The sequence below is a fragment of the Anaeromyxobacter sp. SG17 genome (genome assembly GCF_022690695.1).
GTDB classification, from domain to species: Bacteria; Myxococcota; Myxococcia; order Myxococcales; family Anaeromyxobacteraceae; genus Anaeromyxobacter; species Anaeromyxobacter soli.
The window spans coordinates 1-14,938 of the sequence record NZ_JALCYX010000091.1 but is presented as its reverse complement, the minus strand read 5'-3'; the positions used below and the strand labels follow the sequence as shown (position 1 = coordinate 14,938).

At 74.1% G+C, this 14,938-nt stretch carries 14 protein-coding genes; 10 read left to right on the top strand and 4 right to left on the bottom strand.

Going from position 1 to position 14,938, the window contains the following annotated elements:
• The 3 genes from MNY60_RS21155 to nadD all read left to right on the top strand — a co-directional run.
• The coding region (locus MNY60_RS21155) for a DUF1343 domain-containing protein (RefSeq protein WP_277957129.1) at positions 1–1,248 on the top strand (1,248 nt) is incomplete at its 5' end.
• A gap of 45 nt (positions 1,249–1,293) precedes the next feature.
• Positions 1,294–1,845: a metallophosphoesterase gene (locus MNY60_RS21150; RefSeq protein WP_242340874.1), complete on the top strand. Its 552-nt coding sequence runs from the start codon at positions 1,294–1,296 to the stop codon at positions 1,843–1,845.
• The gene (gene nadD / locus MNY60_RS21145) at positions 1,845–2,441 is read left to right on the top strand and encodes a nicotinate (nicotinamide) nucleotide adenylyltransferase (RefSeq protein WP_242340873.1); all 597 of its coding nucleotides are present in this window, start codon (positions 1,845–1,847) and stop codon (positions 2,439–2,441) included. Before MNY60_RS21150 ends, nadD begins: the two co-directional genes overlap by 1 nt.
• 145 nt (positions 2,442–2,586) lie before the next feature.
• On the opposite strand, the gene MNY60_RS21140 is transcribed toward nadD, so the two are convergent.
• Positions 2,587–3,249 (bottom strand): hypothetical protein, encoded by a 663-nt coding sequence (locus MNY60_RS21140; protein WP_242361796.1) that lies wholly within the window; start codon positions 3,247–3,249, stop codon positions 2,587–2,589.
• A 348-nt stretch (positions 3,250–3,597) separates the two neighbouring features.
• Between MNY60_RS21140 and MNY60_RS21135 the strand changes: the two genes are divergently transcribed.
• Positions 3,598–4,113, top strand: a complete 516-nt coding sequence (locus tag MNY60_RS21135) for a DUF4442 domain-containing protein (RefSeq protein ID WP_242340871.1) — start codon at positions 3,598–3,600, stop codon at positions 4,111–4,113.
• On the opposite strand, the gene MNY60_RS21130 is transcribed toward MNY60_RS21135, so the two are convergent.
• Complete coding sequence (locus MNY60_RS21130) at positions 4,085–6,541, bottom strand: AAA family ATPase (RefSeq protein WP_242361794.1); 2,457 nt, start codon at positions 6,539–6,541, stop codon at positions 4,085–4,087. The genes MNY60_RS21135 and MNY60_RS21130 overlap by 29 nt on opposite strands.
• 68 nt (positions 6,542–6,609) lie before the next feature.
• Between MNY60_RS21130 and MNY60_RS21125 the strand changes: the two genes are divergently transcribed.
• The 3 genes from MNY60_RS21125 to MNY60_RS21115 all read left to right on the top strand — a co-directional run bounded on the left by MNY60_RS21125 (position 6,610) and on the right by MNY60_RS21115 (position 8,864).
• Entirely contained in the window at positions 6,610–7,548 is a 939-nt protein-coding gene (locus MNY60_RS21125) for a patatin-like phospholipase family protein (RefSeq protein WP_277957128.1), read from the top strand.
• Between the two features lie 97 nt (positions 7,549–7,645).
• Positions 7,646–8,164, top strand: coding sequence for a cupin domain-containing protein (locus MNY60_RS21120; protein WP_242361792.1), 519 nt, complete (start codon positions 7,646–7,648; stop codon positions 8,162–8,164).
• A gap of 94 nt (positions 8,165–8,258) precedes the next feature.
• Positions 8,259–8,864 (top strand): class I SAM-dependent methyltransferase, encoded by a 606-nt coding sequence (locus MNY60_RS21115; RefSeq protein ID WP_242356570.1) that lies wholly within the window; start codon positions 8,259–8,261, stop codon positions 8,862–8,864.
• A gap of 158 nt (positions 8,865–9,022) precedes the next feature.
• Here MNY60_RS21115 and MNY60_RS21110 read toward each other — a convergent pair whose 3' ends face one another.
• The gene (locus MNY60_RS21110) at positions 9,023–10,090 is read right to left on the bottom strand and encodes a metallopeptidase family protein (protein WP_242361790.1); all 1,068 of its coding nucleotides are present in this window, start codon (positions 10,088–10,090) and stop codon (positions 9,023–9,025) included.
• 249 nt (positions 10,091–10,339) lie between these two features.
• Between MNY60_RS21110 and groL the strand changes: the two genes are divergently transcribed.
• A complete protein-coding gene (gene groL, locus MNY60_RS21105; RefSeq protein WP_242340867.1) occupies positions 10,340–11,977 on the top strand; it encodes a chaperonin GroEL in 1,638 nt (545 codons plus the stop codon).
• A 226-nt stretch (positions 11,978–12,203) separates the two neighbouring features.
• Here groL and MNY60_RS21100 read toward each other — a convergent pair whose 3' ends face one another.
• The gene (locus tag MNY60_RS21100) at positions 12,204–13,577 is read right to left on the bottom strand and encodes a diguanylate cyclase (protein ID WP_242340866.1); all 1,374 of its coding nucleotides are present in this window, start codon (positions 13,575–13,577) and stop codon (positions 12,204–12,206) included.
• A gap of 25 nt (positions 13,578–13,602) precedes the next feature.
• On the opposite strand from MNY60_RS21100, the gene MNY60_RS21095 reads away from it, so the two are divergent.
• Positions 13,603–14,379 (top strand): chemotaxis protein CheW, encoded by a 777-nt coding sequence (locus MNY60_RS21095; RefSeq protein ID WP_242340865.1) that lies wholly within the window; start codon positions 13,603–13,605, stop codon positions 14,377–14,379.
• Between the two features lie 142 nt (positions 14,380–14,521).
• Positions 14,522–14,938 (top strand): response regulator (locus MNY60_RS21090; RefSeq protein WP_242361788.1); only part of this gene is annotated, 417 nt, incomplete at its 3' end.

The window sequence follows — 14,938 nt, the reverse complement described above, 5'->3', positions numbered from 1 at the left end:
GCCCCGCCCCGCCGCACCGCCGCCGCGCCGCGCCGCGCCGCCGCCCGGCCCGCTCGCGGGGGCGACGCGCGGGTCCGCTCCGGCCTCGACGTGCTCGCGCGCAGCCGGTTCCGGCAGCTCCGGGGCCGGCGCGTCGGGCTCGTGTGCAACCCCACCGCGGTCACGGCCGAGCTCGTCCACGCCGCGGACCTCCTCCACGGCGCGCCGGGCGTCGAGCTCGCCGCCCTGTTCGGACCCGAGCACGGCGTCCGCGGCGACGCGCAGTACATGGCGGCCGTGGGCGGCGAGCGCGACGCGCGCACGGGGGTGGCGGTCCACTCGCTCTACGGCGAGACGACGAGCTCGCTCAAGCCCTCGCCGGAGGCGCTCGAGGGGCTCGACGCGCTCGTGTTCGACATCCAGGACGTGGGCGCCCGCTACTACACGTACCAGGCGACCATGATGCTCTGCATGGAGGCGGCGGCCGACGGGCGCGTGCCGTTCGTCGTCCTCGACCGCCCCAACCCGATCGGCGGCGTCCTCGTCGAAGGGCCGCGGCTCGCCCCGGGCTTCGAGAGCTTCTGCGGCCTGCACGATCTCGCGCCGCGCCACGGCATGACGATCGGCGAGCTGGCGCTCCTGTTCCGCGCCGAGCGGAAGCTCGACCTCGATCTCGAGATCGTCGCCTGCGAGGGTTGGCGGCGCGGCGTGGAGTTCCGCGAGACCGGACTGCCGTGGGTGTTCCCGTCGCCGAACATGCCGACGCCGGAGACCGCGCTCGTCTACCCCGGGATGTGCCTCCTCGAGGGCACGAACCTCTCCGAGGCGCGCGGCACGACCCGTCCGTTCGAGCTGTTCGGCGCGCCGTGGCTCGACGCGCACCGGCTCGCCGAGGACCTCGCGCGCGAGCGCCTCCCCGGCGTCCGCTTCAGGCCGGCGAGCTTCGTCCCGACCTGGGACAAGCACGCGGGGGTCCGCTGCCACGGCGTCGAGCTGTTCGTGACCGACGCCGCGCGCTTCCAGGCGTTCCGGGCCGGGCTCGCCTGCGTGCTCCACGCGCGGGCGCAGGACCCGGCGCGGTTCGCCTGGCGCACCGAGCCCTACGAGTTCGTCGCCGACGTGCCCGCGTTCGACCTGCTCTGCGGGTCCGCGCGCGAGCGCGAGGGCCTCGAGGCGGGCGCCACCGTCGCGGAGCTCGCGCGCGCGTACGCCCCCGAGGAGCGGGCGTTCGCGCGCCGCCGCGCGGCCTACCTCCGCTACGCGGGCTGAGGTAGGCTCCGCTGCCGGGACGGAGGGACGGGCGAGGAGGGTGACTTGAGGATCGGGCTCGCGAGCGACACGCACGGAAACCTCGACGCGCTCCTCCGCGCCTTCGAGCGCTTCGAGCGCGCCGACGCCGATCAGGTGTTCTTCCTCGGCGGGCGCCACTCCGACGTGGACGGCGTCCTCGCCCGGCGCCGCCGCGGGACGCCCGACCCGCTCGCCGCGCGCATCGTGCGCGTCGCGAGCCGCGCCTGCCCGGAGGCGGCGAGCGGCGAGGCGCCCACGACGCACGTCGACCTCGTCGAGGGCCGCATCTGCTGCCTCGTGCACGACAAGGCGGACCTCTCCCGCGACGACATCGCGAACGCCTCGATGTTCTTCCACGGGAACAGCGCGCGCGCCGCGATCGTGCAGATCGGCCCGCGCTGCTTCGTGACCCCGGGGCACCTGCGCGGCGAGGCCCCCGCGGACGCGCCTCCCACGTTCGGCCTGGTCGAGCTCAGCGATCGCGAGGTCGTCCTCACGGTCTACTCGGCGGACGGCGCGGAGCTGCGCACGGAGCGCTGCGCCCCGGCGGCGCAGGGCCGGATGTCGGTGAAGTGATGGCGCGGCGGCCGCCGGGCGGGGCGCGGGCGCGCGCGGGCGAGGGCAGGGCGGTCGCGATCCTCGGCGGCTCGTTCAACCCGCCCCACGTCGCGCACCTCATGGCCGCCTACTGGGCGCTCGCGACGCAGGACGTCTCGGAGGTCTGGCTCCTCCCCGCGTTCCGCCACCCCTTCGGCAAGGCGCTCGCGCCGTTCGAGGACCGCGTCCGCATGTGCGAGCTCGCCGCGCGCGCGATCCGCGGCGTGGGCGTGTGCACCGCCGAGGCCGAGCTCGCGGCCGATCCCCTCGTCGGGAAGACCGCGCGCACGCTCGAGCACCTCCAGGCGAAGCACCCCGACCACCGCTTCACGCTGGTCGTCGGCGCGGACATCCTGCCGGACACGGACAAGTGGTACCGCTGGGACCGCGTCCAGGAGCTCGCCCGCGTCGTGGTCGTCGGGCGCGAGGGCTACCCGCCGGTCGCAGGCGCGCCGACGCTGCCGGCCATCTCGTCCACGCTCGTCCGCGAGCGGATCGCGCGCGGCGAGGACGTGTCCGGCCTCGTGGCGAGGAGCGTGCGGGAGTACGTCGAGCGGACCGGATTGTACCGTTGAGGAAGCGGGGGACGACGGCTTCACCTCGTCCGCGATCCCGCGCTCCGATGGACACCGAACGGCCCCGGCAGCGGCACGAGGGGGCGCGTCGCCCGCCCGGCGTGCGGCGCGACGGGTTCCGACCGCTCGTGGCGCCCGCTCGCCCTCATCCGGCCTGGGCCGGGGGCGGGTCGACGGGAGGCGGTCGCGTCGAGGTCGGCGTGGCGCCCCGCCACGGCAGGGCGGGGACGCGCACCTCGCCCGATCGGCTGCGGGATCCCGGCTCCTCGCGCAGGAGCTGCAGCGCGCGGAGGCGAAGGTGTCCGCCGACGCGGGACAAAAGCGGCTCCAGCTGCGGCCGCGGATCGCACGCGAGGCGCCACAGGAGCGCGGCGAGCTCCTCGCCGCTCAGGTGATCGCGCTCTCGCGACCACCACTCGGCGATCTGCATCATCGGGCAGCGCGCGAGGCTGGCCTCGACGTCCTGCGTCCGGCCCTCGAGGAGGTGCTCGACCGCCTCCGCGAGGGCGCAGGGCACGGTGCATCCCACGAGCAGGCGCACGCGCAGCGCGTCCTCTCGGTCTCCCGCGTGCTCTCGGTGGTCGATCCGCTCGAGGACGTGCTCCACGTCCTCCCGGCGGAGGAGCACGCCGGTGGCGAGGGCGAGGTCCGCCGGATCCACCTCCCAGATGCGGCGCGACGCATTCGGGCGCGGGGACCGACCCCCTTGCCCGGCGGACCCGGCCGTGGCGGCGCCCTCCCGCTGCGCCTCGCGGAGCAGGGCGCGGGCGGGAGAGCTCGAGCGGCCCTCACCGATAATGAGATTCATTCTCATGATGGTGACGATACGCCCGGCGCAGACGGGAGTCAATCGTCGCCCCCCCGAGGCGGCGGCCCATCGATTCAATCGCGACGGCGGCTCACGCTGGCTGGCCGCGCCGGTCAGACTCCTCCGCTGCTCGGTCGTCGTGACCCCGGCTCGCGGCGCCATCGCACGGCTCGTGACGCGACCCGATCGACGGCTCCGCGCTCGCGCGCCAGGGCCGCGAGCCACCCCGCCGCCGCTCCACCGGCGACGAGAGGACGCCTCCGACCTCGAGGCCCGGCGCGCCCGGAGGCGGGGCGGTGTTCACGCCTGGAGTGTTGCGGCGGGCCGGCGCGCGGTCAAACTCCGTCCATGCCCGAGTCCCTCCGCACGCGCCTGCAGCGGTACGGCTTCAACCTCTTCCCCGCCTACCGCGGGACGGGCGCGCGGGTGGCGTTCATCGCGCACGACTGGCGGGAGGTGCGGGTGGAGCTCCCGCTCTCGCGCCGGACGCGCAACTACGTGGGGACGATCTTCGGGGGGTCGATGTACGGGGCGGTCGACCCCGTCTACATGCTGATGCTCATCCGCTGCCTGGGCGCGGGCCACGTCGTCTGGGACAAGGCGGCCACGATCCGCTTCCTCCGGCCGGGACGGTCGACGCTGCGCGCGACGTTCAGGCTGCCGGTCGAGGAGACCGACGCGATCCGGGGCGCGCTCGAGACGGAGCGCTCGGTGGACCGGGTCTACAGGGTCGAGCTCGTGGACGGGCAGGGGACCGTCTGCGCGGAGGTGGAGAAGACCGTCTACGTGCGGCGGCGCGCGGGCGGCGGCGGAGGCGGGGCCGGGGCGCTGACGGTCAGCGGCGCGGCGCGCGCGAGATCCTGAGCGCGCCGCTGCCGGCGTCCACGAGCGCGACGTCGCCCGGCGCGAGCTCGCCGGCGAGGATCTTCTCGGCGAGCGGCGCCTCGACGTGCCGCTGGATGGCGCCGCGCATCGGGCGCGCGCCGAGCGCGGCGTCGAAGCCGCCGTTCTCGACGAGGAACGCGATCGCCTCGTCGGTCGCCGCGAAGCGGATCTTCCGCTCCGCCTCGAGCCGGCGGGAGGAGTCGGCGAGCAGGAGCCGCGCGACCTCGGCCACGTCGGCGCGCGAGAGCGCCGAGAACGAGACGCGCTCGTCGAGCCGGTTCCAGAGCTCCGCCGGCACGGCGCCGCGGGCGGCCTGGAGGACGCGGTCCTCGCGGGGGAGGACGCGCTCGGCGGCGCCGAACCCCATCGCGCCGGCGGAGGTGCGCGTCGCCTCCTCGGCGCCGAGGTTCGAGGTGAGGATGACGACGGTGTTCGAGAAGTCGACCTGGCGGCCGCGGCCGTCGGTGAGCCGCCCCTCCTCGAGGATCTGCAGGAGCAGCATCTGCACGTCGCGGTGCGCCTTCTCGATCTCGTCGAGCACGACGACCGAGGCCGGCCTGCGGCGGACGGCGTCGGTGAGCTGGCCGCCCTCGCCGTAGCCGACGTACCCGGGCGCGGCGCCCACGAGCCGGGCGACCCCGGTGGTCTCGGCGCACTCGCTCATGTCGAGCTGGACGAGCGCGTCGCGCGCCCCGTAGAGCGCGTCGGCGAGGGCGCGGGCGAGCTCGGTCTTCCCGACGCCGGTCGGTCCGAGGAAGAGGAACGAGCCCATGGGCCGGCGGGTCGCGAAGCCCGCGAAGTTCCGCTTCAGCACCGCCGCGACGCGAGCGATGGCGGCTGCGTGGCCGACCACCCGCGCGCGGAGGGCCGCCTCGAGCCCGAGGATCCGCTCGCGGTCGGAGGCGAGCAGCCGCGACTCGGGGATGCCCGCCATCTTCGCGACGGTGCGGGCGACGTCCGCGGCGTCCACCTCGGCCGCGCCCGCGCGCGAGGCGCGGGAGCCAGCGAGGTCGAGCGCGGCGACCGCCTTGTCGGGCAGGAAGCGATCCGTGACGTAGCGCGCCGAGAGCGAGGCGGCCGCCTCGAGCGCGCCCTCCGCGAAGCGCACGCGGTGGTGCTTCTCGTAGCGCGGCGCGAGCCCGCGCAGGATCGTGACCGTGTCGGCGATGGACGGCTCGCGCACGAGCACCGGCGTGAAGCGGCGCTCGAGCGCGGGGTCCTTCTCGATGTGCTGGCGGTACTCGTCGTGGGTGGTGGCCCCGATGCAGGGGAACTCGCCGCGCCCGAGCGCCGCCTTGAGCTCGTTCGCCGCGTCCTGCGGCCCCTCGCCCGTCGCGCCCGCGCCCATGAGCGTGTGGATCTCGTCGATGAAGACGACCACCCGGCCCGCCGCGCGGCGCACCTCCTCCTGGATCCCGAGGAGCTTCTCCGAGAACGCGCCGCGGAGCTGCGTCCCGGCCACCACGCTCGCCATGTCGATCTCGACGACCACGCGGTCGCGCGCGCTCGCGAGCAGCCGCTGCGCGATCCCCTCGACGATGGCCGTCTTGCCGACGCCGGGCTCGCCGACGAGGAGCGGGTTGTTCGTGCGGCGCTTGCCGAGGACGTCGATCGCCTCCTCGACCTCCTGCTCGCGGCCGACGAGCGGATCGAGCCGCCCCGAGGCGGCGAGCTCGGTCAGGTTCCGCCCGAGCTGCGCGAGCCAGGGGAACTCCTTGGGGTCGAGGGCGTGGGGGGAGCGGCGGGCGCGGGGAGCGGAGGGGGCACGGCTCGAGGTCGAGGTCTGGGTCGAGGTCGAGGTCGGGGTGGTGGGGGTCGAGGTCGGGGCGGGGGTCGAGGCGGACGTCGGGGTCGCGTTCCCGAGGGCCTGCTCGAGGTCGGCCTCGAGCTCGCCGTCTCGCCTCGGATCCGCCGTCCGGCCGCGCGCCTCGCTCCGCCGCGGCGGGACGACCGGCTGCGCCGGGCGCACCTGCACCGGCTGCAGCTCGCGGAGCCGGCGGGGCATGCGCGCAGTGAAGTAGGAGAGGGCGACGTTCCGCAGGGTCGAGAGCTGGAGCCCGCACGCGCCGAGGAGCTGGTGGGCGGCGCTCGCGCGGACCCGGCCCATGGCGATGAGGAGGTGCAGGCAGTCGACCTCCTCCGCGCCGACCGACTCCGCGACCTCGCGCGACCGCTCGCGCAGGTCGCGCAGGACGCCCTCCGCCTCCTTGGGCTTCCCGGTCATCGCCGCGAGGATCCGGTCCTCGTCGATGCCGCGCTCCTTGAGGAGGATCTCCGCCCGGTTCGGGACGGTGAAGAAGGCGAGGAGCTGGTGAGCGCTGGTGAGCTTCTGGTTGACGCTCGCCGCGATGTCCGCGGCCTCGGCGACGACCTGCGCCAGCTCCATCGACTCGATGACCGGGGGCATTCGAGGGGACGATGCGATATCGTCCGGAAGGGGTCAATTTTCCCGCCGATCCGCTATGTTTCACCGGCATGCGCCGCCTCCTCGCCACCGCCGTCCTGCTCCTCGCCGCCTGCCGCACCGCGGCCCCGCCCGCGCTCGTCACCGAGCGCCAGCCCCCGCTCGTCGCGATCCCCCCGTCGCCCAAGGTCCCCGAGCCGCGCATCGCGCTCGTCCTCGGCGGAGGCGCCGCGCGCGGCTTCGCCCACATCGGCGTGATCCGCGTCCTCGAGCAGGAGCGCATCCCGGTGGACCTCGTCGTCGGGACGAGCGTCGGGAGCCTCATCGGCGCGCTCTACGCGAGCCACAAGGACAGCTTCGAGCTCGAGTGGACCGCGTTCAGGCTGGAGCGGGACGACCTCTTCGACTTCGGCCTCGTGAACGCCGTCGTCGGGATGGGCTACGCGAAGGGCGAGAAGCTCGAGCGGTTCGTCCGCGAGAGCGTGAAGCAGCGGGATATCGAGCAGCTCCGCGTCCCCTTCGCGGCCGTGGCCGCCGACCTGAACTGGGGCCAGACCGTGGTGCTCGACAAGGGCTCCGTGGCGCGCGCGGTGCGGGCGTCCTCGGCCATCCCCGGCGTGTTCGAGCCGGTGGAGCACCAGGGCAAGCTCCTCGTGGACGGCGGCGTCGTGGACAACATCCCCATCGACGTGGCGAAGGCGAAGGGAGCGGACCTCGTCATCGCGGTGGACATCGGGGCCGACGTCGGGAACACGAACATCAAGAACGTCGTGGACGTCATCCTCCAGGCGTCCGACATCATGTTCGCCGTGAACGTCGGGTTCCGGCGGCAGGGCGCGGACGTGCTCGTCCAGCCGAAGGTGGGCGGCGTGGGCATGCTCGACTTCACGAAGAAGAAGGACTGCATGCTCGCCGGCATCCAGGCCGGGCGCGAGGCGGTGCCGCGCATCCGCGCCGCGATCGACGCGTGGAAGGCGCGCAAGGCGCTCGAGGCGCGGCCGCGCGGCTGACCCAGGCGGACTCGCCGTCGCACCCCCTGGCGGCTCCCCTTCCCGGAGCAGCGCCCGCGCGACCGGTCGAGCGTAGGCTCGACGCGGGAGGTGCGCCATGTCCGAGAACACGCCGCTGCCGCCGCCGCGGGACCTGCTCGTCCGCGCCGCCGATCGCGCCCGGCTCCAGGAAGAGGCCGCCCGTCACCCCTGGAACCCGAGGTCTGAGATCCACGGCTACATGCTCGGCCGGAAGACCGGGCTCACCCGCATCGGCGTGAACCTGCTGCGCGTCCCCGCCGGCAAGGAGTCTTTCGTCTTCCATCGCCACCTGCGGGAGGAGGAGTTCGCCTTCGTCCTGTCCGGCAAGGGCGTGGTGGACATCGGCGACGAGACGTTCGAGATCGGCCCGGGCGACTTCCTCGGCTTCCCGGCGGGCAGCCACCCGCACAATCTCCGCAACACCGGCGCCGAGGACCTCGTCTACCTCTCGGGCGGCGAGAACCGTCAGGCGGACTTCGCGGAGTTCCCGCGCGACGGGAAGGTCATGGTCCGGATCGGGCGGGACGTGACGATCTACCCCTCCGCGCTCGGCGAGCCGTTCTGGCCGGCGACGCCGGCGGCCGAGGGCGAGTGACGGCGTCCCGAGCGCCGGAGCGGGCGCGCTCGCGCGAGGGGGACGCGGCGCGGCGCTGGATCGCGCGCCGCGGCGCGGGTTAAGTACCGGCCCCATGCCCGCGCCCATGCGCTTCGACGCCCGCTACTACCGCCGGTTCTACGGCGGGCCAGGAAAGACCCACTCCGCGAGCGAGATCGCGCGCCTGGCGGCGGGCGTGGACGGCCTCGCCGCGTGGCTCGGCGTGGAGCTCCGCTCCGTGCTCGACGTGGGCGCCGGGACGGGGCTGTGGCGCAGCTGGTTCCGCCGCCACCGGCCCGAGGTGAGGTACCGGTCCATCGAGGTCTCGCCGTACGCCTGCGAGCGCTACGGCCACGAGCTGCGCGACATCTCCCGCTGGCGCGCCCGGGAGCGGTTCGACCTCGTCGTCTGCCACAGCGTGCTGCAGTACCTCGACGACGCGGCGGCCGAGCGCGCGCTCGACAACATCGGCCGCATGTCCCGCGGGCTGCTCTACCTCGAGGCCGTCACGCGGAGCGACCTCCCGATCCTGGACCTCGAGAAGTCGGACACGCAGATCCACGTGCGGAGCGGGGCCTGGTACCGCAGCCGGCTCGGGCGCCACTTCTTCCAGGTCGGCGCGGGGCTGTGGGGCTCGCGGAGGAGCCCCATCCAGCTGTTCGACCTCGAGGGGCCGGGCGCGCTCGAGAGCCGCCGCTAGGCCCGAGCCCGTATGGCGAGCTTCGCTCGCCGGGGCGGGGCCCGCAGGGAGGGGCCCCGTCGCGAAGCGACGGGGAGGGACGCGAGTCCCTCCCGGCGGGGAACGGTCGCGAACCCGCGAAGCGGGCGCGACCGTTCACGGGCCCCGCCCCCGTCAGATCAATCCAGCCCGCGCGCCCACAGCTCGTCCTCGTCGAGGCCGAGGAAGTGCCCGACCTCATGGACGAGCGTCACGCCGATCTCCTCGATGAGCTCGTCGCGGCTGCGCGCGAACCGCTCGAGGTTCTTCTGGAAGAGCACGATGGCCGAGGGCAGGTGGCTCCAGGGATCCATCGAGACCTTCTGGCCGTAGGGCGCGCCGCGGAAGAGGCCGAGGATGGCGGGCGAGAGGGGCGGGTCGGAGGCGCGGAGGTCGTCGTCGGCGGGGAGGTCCTCGACCGTGATCGCGACGTTCGAGAGGTAGCGCCGGACCTGCTCCGGGATCGAGGCGAGCGCGGCCTCGACCGCCTCGTCGAACGCGCGCGGCGAGAGCGCGATCGGCTCGGGGAAGCCCTCCGGGTCGAGCCTCCGCGCGCGGGCGAACCGGCGCCGCGCCTCGTCGGGCGCGCCCTGCCGCTCGGCGACGAGGCCGAGGTGGTGCTGCGTCCAGGGCTCGTCCGGATCGAGGGCCTCTGCTCGGAGGAGCGCGGCGCGCGCCTCGTCGAACCGGCAGAGCTCGTACAGCGCGAACCCCTGCTCGACCTTCACCTCGATCGCGTCGGGGAGCGCCGCCTCCGCCTCGGCCAGCTTCTCGAGCGCCGCGCGCGACTCGCCGAGCTGACTCAGCCCCGCGCCCTCGAGCCAGGCGAACTCGCCCACCAGCGCGGCCTCGCCCGCCTTCCGCGCGAGCCGCGCTCCCCGCCGGGCGAGCTCGAGGCCGCGCTCGACGCGGGCGCGGTCGCCGTCGTCCTCGCCGCCGCCGTTCACGTGGAAGTCGGCCGCGCCGAGGAGCAGGTCGAGGTCGTCCTTGCCCACCGCGAGCGCCGCCTCGTACGCCTCGCGGGCGTCCTCCGCGCGCCCGAGCTCCGCGAGGGCGGCGGCGCGGTACTGCAGCGCGGCGACCGACCGCGGCGACGCGCGCAGCGCCTCCTCGGCGCGCGCGAGGGCGTCCTCGAAGCGGCCGTCCTCGAAGGCGTCGCCGGCGGCCTCGACGAGCGCCTCCCCGGGATCCGGGCGGGCAGGGGACATGTCAGCGCTCCTCTCGGCGGTGGCTCACGGGCGCGGCAGTAACGGCCGGGCGGCCGCCTGTCAAACCGGGATCCCCCGCGTGGGGATGGCGCGTGTTCACCCGGAGAGCGGTCGACGACGGGGCCCGGGAGCCCGCTTGACCGAGGTCCGCTCACGGTTATCTTAGCGGCCGCCCGGGGCGACTGCCAGCGCGCAGACCGGGTGAATTCAGCGAAACCACACGGATTTTCGACAAAGGAGCCTTCGCCCATGCCGGCCAAGGAGATCGCATTCCACCAGGGGGCCCGCGAGGCCATCCTCCGCGGCGTCCAGACGCTCGCCGAGGCGGTCGCGGTGACGCTCGGCCCGAAGGGCCGCAACGTCGTCATCGAGAAGAGCTTCGGCTCTCCGACCATCACCAAGGACGGCGTCACCGTCGCGAAGGAGATCGAGGTCGAGCCCAAGTTCGAGAACATGGGCGCGCAGATGGTCCGCGAGGTCGCGTCCCAGACCTCCGACAAGGCGGGCGACGGCACCACCACCGCGACCGTGCTCGCGCGCGCGATCTACGAGGAGGGCCTGAAGCTCGTCGCCGCCGGCCACAACCCCATGGATCTGAAGCGCGGCATCGACCGCGCCGTCGAGGTCATCGTCGCCGAGCTCAAGAAGCTCTCGAAGCCCACGCAGGGCAAGAAGGACATCGCCCAGGTCGGCACCATCTCGGCGAACGGGGACGAGACGATCGGCAACATCATCGCGGAGGCGATGGAGAAGGTGGGCAAGGAGGGCGTCATCACCGTCGAGGAGGCGAAGGGCCTCGAGACGACGCTCGAGGTGGTCGAGGGCATGCAGTTCGACCGCGGCTACGCCTCGCCCTACTTCGTCACGAACCCGGATCGCATGGAGGCCGTGCTCGAGGACCCGTACATCCTCATCACCGAGAAGAAGATCTCGGCGATGGCGGACCTCATCCCCGTGCTGGAGCAGGTCGCCCGCTCCGGCAAGCCGCTCCTCATCGTCGCCGAGGACGTCGAGGGCGAGGCGCTCGCGACGCTCGTCGTGAACAAGCTGCGCGGCACGCTGCACGTGGCCGCGGTGAAGGCGCCCGGCTTCGGCGATCGCCGCAAGGAGATGCTGAAGGACATCGCGACGCTCACCGGGGGCAACGTCGTGGCCGAGGAGCTCGGCATCAAGCTCGAGCAGCTCGGGCTCAAGGACCTCGGGCGGGCGAAGCGCATCACGATCGACAAGGACAACACCACGATCGTGGACGGCGAGGGGAAGCGCGCGGACATCGAGGCGCGCATCAAGCAGATCCGCGCGCAGATCGAGGAGACCACCTCCGACTACGACCGCGAGAAGCTCCAGGAGCGGCTCGCGAAGCTCGTCGGTGGCGTGGCGGTGATCAACGTCGGCGCGGCGACCGAGACGGAGATGAAGGAGAAGAAGGCCCGCGTCGAGGACGCGCTGCACGCGACCCGCGCGGCCGTCGAGGAGGGCATCGTCCCCGGCGGCGGCGTCGCGTACCTCCGCTCGCTCCAGGCGCTGAAGAAGCTCAGCGTCCCCGAGGGCGATCAGCGCTTCGGCGTGGCCATCGTCCAGAAGGCGCTCGAGTACCCGGCCCGCCGCATCGCCGAGAACGCCGGCTGGGACGGCGCCGTGGTGGTCGCGAAGATCAACGACGGCAAGGGCGCCCACGGCTTCAACGCGGCGACCGAGGTGTTCGAGGACCTCGTGAAGGCGGGCGTCATCGACCCGACCAAGGTCTCCCGCACCGCCCTCCAGAACGCCTCGTCGGTCGCGAGCCTGCTCCTCACGACCGAGGCGATGGTGGCCGAGAAGCCCAAGAAGAAGTCCGCGGCCGCGCCCGGGGGCGGGATGGGTGGGATGGAGGACATGGATTATTAAAGCTGCCGCAACCTCGCGGATTCGCTCGGGTGACGCGCGGCGCATTGACGGTCCGTCACGGACCAGGTATGTACCGCGAATACGGGACGCGGCGTCGGGAGAGAGGCCGCGCCCCGGATGACGAGGGCAACCGTTACTACGCGCTCTGCCGGGCGGAAACTGGGTGTCGTCGTCAGCGGGGCCGAGGGCGAGAGCTCTCGGCCCCGTGTGTTTCTCGGGAGGGCTGCTACGCCCGCTCGCGCTCGCCCGCGGGGACGGGCGGCAGGTCCTTCGAGGCGATGTACACGACGTTCCGGTTCGAGCGCTTCCCGCGGTACATCGCGCGGTCGGCGAGGTCGAGCAGCTCGGCCTTCGCGGACGCGTGCTCCGGGAAGCTCGCGAGGCCGATCGAGGCCGTGACGCGGACGCGCTGCCCCTCGTGGGAGAGGAAGCGGTGGTCCTCGATCGCGCGGCGGATGCGCTCGGCGACCTTGAGCGCGCCGCCCGAGTCGATGCCGGCGAGGATGACGACGTACTCGTCGCCGCCGTAGCGGACGACGACGTCCTCCTCGCGCACGCACGCGCGCAGGACGCGCCCGACCTCGACGAGCAGGCGCGAGCCGGAGAGATGCCCGTGCTGGTCGTTCACGGCCTTGAAGTGGTCGAGGTCCATGAACAGGACCGAGAAGGCCCGCCCGCCGCCGAGCTCGCGCTGGAGCGCCACCTCGAGGTAGCGCGTGTTGTAGAGGTGGGTGAGGTCGTCGAGGTACGCGAGGTGCTCGACCTTGCGCAGGCGGCCGAGGTTCGTGAGCGCGAGGCCGAGGTGGCGCGCGAGGAACGCGGCGCCCTCGGCGCACTCCTCCGAGAGCGGCCCCGTGACGAGCACCGCCGCGGCGCCGAGCACCTCGCCCTCGTCGGCGACGGGGACGCAGACCACGCGGTCGTGCCCGTCCGGCCCGACGCCCTCGGGCGCGCGCACCTCGACCGCGTGCTCGCGCCCGATCCGGGCGAGCGCGGGCCGCGCCGCCTCGAGCACCGCCTCCGCCTCGCGCCGCTCGAGCCCGTGCGCGCCGGCGAGGCTCCAGCCGCCCGCCGCGGGCTCGAGGAGCGCGCAGGCGGGCGTCACGCACTGCGCGGAGAGCGCGGCGAGCGCCATCGGGACGAGCCGGTCGCGGTCGAGCGTGCCCGCGATGCGCTGCCCCGTCTCGAAGAGCCGCAGGTGCTCGCGGAGCGAGCGGTTCTCGGCGAGGACCTCGCGCATGGACAGGCAGCGCTGCACCGCGACCTGGAGCTGCTCGGGCGTCACCGGCTTCACGAGGTAGTCGCTCGCGCCGGCGCGCATCGCGCGGACGGCGGGGTCGACCTTGTCGAGGGCGGTGATGACGATGACGCCGATGCCCGGGTCGAGCTGCTTCGCGGCGTCGAGGAGCTCGAGGCCGTCCTGGGGGCCGGGGAGGATGACGTCGGTGAGGAGGACGTCGAAGCGACGCCGCGCGAGCTGGGCGAGCGCGGTGTCCGCGCCGTCCGCGATCTCGACGTCGTAGCCCGCCGCGCGGAGGTAGTCCGCGTACACGGTGCGCGCGAACCGCTCGTCGTCGACGAGGAGGACGGCGTGTCCCATGGCCCTTCATCGTATCATGAGGCCCGTGCGCTCCCTCGCGTCCGATCGCAAGGCGCTGCTCTTCTCGGCGGGCGGCGTGCGGCTCGCGCTCCGGCTCGCGCACGTGCGCGAGATCCTCGCGGTTCCGCCGGACGCGGGAGAGGTGAGCGTCCGCGGCGAGCCCGTCCCGACCGCGTACGTCTCGACCGTGCTCGGGCTCCCCGCGGGCGGCTCGGGCTTCGCCCTCGTGACCGAGGGGCCGGCGCGCGTCGCGCTGCGCGTCGAGGCGCTGCACGGGATCGTCGACCTCGCCGAGGCGGAGGTCTTCCAGCTCCCGGCGCACACGCCGCTCCCCCAGCCGTCGCCGTTCGCCGGCGCCATCGTGGCGCGCGGCGAGCTCGCCCTCGAGCTCGCCGTCTCGACGCTGGGCTTCGCGCCGCTCGAGCCCGCGGAGGAGCTCCCGCCGCCGCCCGAGGGAGGCCTCTCCGCCGGGACGGAGCGGGAGCTCCGCTTCGCCCGCGGCGGCCGCACCTACGCGGTGCCGCTGTCGATGCTCGTCCAGATCCTCGAGGCGCCGCGCGTCGCGAAGGTCCCGCTCACGCCGCCGTCGCACCGCGGCCTCCTCCACCACGCGCGGGCGCTCCACCCGGTGGTGGACGTGGGCGTCCTCTACGGCGAGCCGCCGTCGGCGGAGGGGCGGACCGTGCTGCTCGTGGACGCCGGGGGCGCCGGTGTGGGCGTCGTCGCCGACCGCGTCGTGGGCGTCGCCGAGGGCGGCGAGGACGTCACGCGGCCGCCCTGGGACGCGGTGTTCGGCATGTAGCCGCGCGGGGCCTCGCGGCGCCGGTGTGCGCACCCGCGGATCGTCGCCAGGAGCCCGTAAAGCCTCGCGAATGTTGACATTCGTACGATCGCGGCGTTACTGGTTACGGTCTTTTCCCCCCCTCCGCTCCCCGGGATCGCCGATGCCCAAGAACCTGCTCCTCGCGGACGACTCCATCACGATCCAGAAGGTCGTGGGCATCACCTTCGCGAACGAGGACTACCAGGTCGTCGCCGTGGGCAACGGGGAGGACGCGATCGCGCGTGCCCGCGAGCTCCGCCCGGACGTCATCCTCGCGGACGTCGTCATGCCGAAGCGGAACGGCTACGAGGTGTGCGAGGCGGTGAAGGCCGACCCGGCGCTCGCGCACATCCCCGTGGTGCTGCTCGCCGGCACGTTCGAGGCGTTCGACGAGGCGCGCGCCCGCAGCGCTCGCGCCGACGGACACGTCGCGAAGCCGTTCGAGAGCCAGGCGCTCATCAACAAGGTCCGGGAGCTCGTGGAGGGCAAGGCGGCGGTCGCGGCCTCGGCGGCCGCCGCGCCGCGCCCGCTCATCCCC